Annotated in this window: 3 protein-coding genes; 1 reads left to right on the top strand and 2 read right to left on the bottom strand. The window is 33.2% G+C overall.

What is annotated here, in order from left to right; genetic code table 11:
- Positions 1-203 precede the first annotated feature (203 nt).
- A complete protein-coding gene (locus B5E48_RS13195; RefSeq protein WP_087297348.1) occupies positions 204-506 on the top strand; it encodes a hypothetical protein in 303 nt (100 codons plus the stop codon).
- Positions 507-550: 44 nt separating this feature from the next.
- On the opposite strand, the gene B5E48_RS13190 is transcribed toward B5E48_RS13195, so the two are convergent.
- The gene (locus B5E48_RS13190; protein ID WP_087245649.1) at positions 551-2,023 is read right to left on the bottom strand and encodes a glycoside hydrolase family 1 protein; all 1,473 of its coding nucleotides are present in this window, start codon (positions 2,021-2,023) and stop codon (positions 551-553) included.
- A 93-nt stretch (positions 2,024-2,116) separates the two neighbouring features.
- Entirely contained in the window at positions 2,117-2,986 is an 870-nt protein-coding gene (locus B5E48_RS13185; protein WP_087297350.1) for a methionyl aminopeptidase, read from the bottom strand.
- Between the last annotated feature and the right edge of the window lie 136 nt (positions 2,987-3,122).

Raw genomic sequence — 3,122 nt, 5'->3', positions numbered from 1 at the left:
AGAAGGAATACCCACTATTATTATAAAAGTTTGCAGAATTAAATTCTATCATTGGATTTGTAAAATTAAATTCCATATAAATTGATTTAGGGATGGAATTTAGTTTTTCAATTTACGAAGAATTATTATACACTATTTTTTTATGAAATACATCTTTTCATCTACCAAAAATATGTTAAAATATCCTAGAAAGAAGGGATATTATGTTTTTTAGACTTCATGTTATTATTTCAAGTGAAAATGAAAAAGATGAAAAACTGATTAAAGATTTACTTTACCAAATAAGACCAACATTGTCTATTTCACCTGCTAGAGAATATGCTGGTCTTAAAGATCATAGTGAATTTTATGCAACAGACGATATCACACCAGATCAAGTTCAACCCTTATTAGATCAATTGAATAATGATTGGGATGGTGCTCAGGATGATTGTATCTGTTATGGATTTAACACAAAGATGTTTCATGAACTGGTTTATTATTTAGGATTTACTTTATTTGAATAAAAAGTTTTAGGTACTTTTTTTAATGACCTAAAACTTTTTTATATTTATAAAAGAATGTCTCCGTTACTTTCAATAATCTCTTTATAGCGATAATAAGAATTTTTGATATGACGTTCTAGAGTTCCATGACCATCATTAAAACGATCAACATAAACAAAACCATAACGTTTTTTCATTTCACCAGTACCCGCTGATACAACATCAATAGGTCCCCAATAAAGATATCCCATCACTTCTACACCATCAAGGATTGCTTCATGTACATATTTTAAATGATCTTCAACATATTTCATTCTAAAAGCATCATCAATATGTCCATTTTCATCAAGATTTTCATCTAAACCAATACCATTTTCAACAATAAATAATGGCAAATGATAACGATCATATAAAACATTTAATACATAACGAATACCTTGAGGATCAATTGGCCATGACCAAGGCTTTGGTGAACATCCTTCAAGATATGGATTTTCTTTTCCAGTCAATCCGCCAGTATCCCCATGAACATCACTTTCTTTATCGTAAGTTGAAGAACGATAATAACTAAAAGAGAAAAATTCAACTGTATTTTCTTTCATTAATTGAAGTTCCTGATGATCCATCACTGGTTCAAAATGATGTTCATTCCATACACGTTTAACATAACCTGGAATCTCACCAAAACAGAAAGCATCTCCAAAATAGAAATTAGACATTCTTACAGTATCAAATGCACCCCATACATTATCAGGATCACAGTTATATGGATAAGTTGCTACTGATGAACATGTTAACATGCATCCTACTTTGGCTTGTGGATCCACTTCATGACAAAGTTTCACTGTCCAGGCATTGGCTACACATAAATGATAATAAGCCTGCCATTTATCTTCAAATGTTGTTGATCCAATTGGATCTTCAGGATTTTCTGGATTTAATGTCAAAACGCCTCCTGCAACTAAAGGATTACGCATCATATTATTCACTTCATTAAAAGTCAACCAATATTTCACTTTCCCTTTATAACGCTCAAAGACAGTTGTCACATAACGCTTCCAAAAATCAATCAAACGATGATCACGCCATCCTCCATATTCTGTAATAAGATGTAATGGTGTTTCATAATGACTTAATGTAATAACTGGTTCCATATGCAACTCTAACATCTTATCAATTAAGCGATCATAAAATGCCAAACCTTTTTCATTAGGCTCTTCTTCATCACCATTAGGAAAAATTCTACCCCAGGCAATAGAAGTTCTAAAACAATTAAATCCCATTCCAGCCATTAACTCTAAATCTTCTTCATAACGATGATAAAAATCAATAGCCTCATGACTTAAATAAACCTTATTGGGATCTAGACACATTTCATATTTTTGCTTATCTTGATTCCATTTTAAACCAGGGTCTTTAGATCCAATACCAACCATGACATCAGTCACATTAGGAGCCTTTCCATCTTCTAGCCATGCTCCTTCACATTGGTTTGCAGCAACTGCTCCTCCCCATAAAAAATTTTTAGGAAAACTCATTTTATATACCTCCTCTATGAAAAATATTTTACACCTTTTTCAATTGACGATAATCATAATTTCATAAAAAGAAAATACCGAAATTAATCGGTATTACATAGAAAGAATTTCTACTCCTGTATCCGTCACTAAAAGTGTATGTTCCCATTGGGCTGATAATGAGCCATCATCTGTATAAGCTGTCCAATCATTAGAGCCTATATGAATAAAGCGCTCTCCTGCATTAATCATCGGTTCAATTGTTATCACCATACCTGGCACAAGCACAGTTGTAGGACAATGTGGATCAAAGTGAAGTACATAAGGATCTTCATGCATAGATAAACCGACACCATGTCCACAAAACTCTCTGACAACACTATATCCATATTGATGTGCATGCGTTTCAATAGCTCTACCAATATCACTAATGGTACTTTTGAATGGTTGAATAGATTCTATCCCCTTATATAAGCATTCACGTGTAACTGCAACCAGCTGTTTAGCTTCATCACTGACATTGCCGATCATGAACATACGTGAGGCATCAGCATAATATCCTTTATAACATGTCGTTGCATCAACATTAATAATATCTCCATCCTTTAATATCACATCATCACTAGGAATCCCATGACAGACTTCATCATTAACAGATGTACAAATACTTTTAGGATAGCCTTCATAATGAAGATCAGCTGAAGAAGCATCATGACTATTTAAATATTCAACAGTCATATCATCTATCTGCTGAGTTGTCATCCCTGCACAAATATGTTCTTCAATATAATCTAATAACCCATTATTCACAATGGCAGCCTGTCTGATTCCTTCTATTTGCTTATCATTTTTAATCATTGCACGTTTTGGAATAACATATCCCTGTTTTTTTAAATATTGCAGTCTTCCATCAAATTTTTCATGACATTTTTTATATTTTTTATGACTCCCACACCAACATTCATCATTTCCAAATCTTTTCATATCATTTCCTTCTTTCAGTGCGCACGTTCTTGCGCTTAATATATATTTCTTTTGAAATCATCGCTCCTGCAATGCGATGTAAAGCAACCGACTTACCTCGCGGGGATAACCCAACGGGGACCAAAGCATGTCGGTA

This window comes from Massilimicrobiota sp. An105 (assembly GCF_002161155.1).
In the GTDB taxonomy this organism is placed as follows: domain Bacteria; phylum Bacillota_I; class Bacilli_A; order Erysipelotrichales; family Coprobacillaceae; genus Allocoprobacillus; species Allocoprobacillus merdigallinarum.
This window is presented reverse-complemented; position numbering and strand designations above follow the sequence as displayed.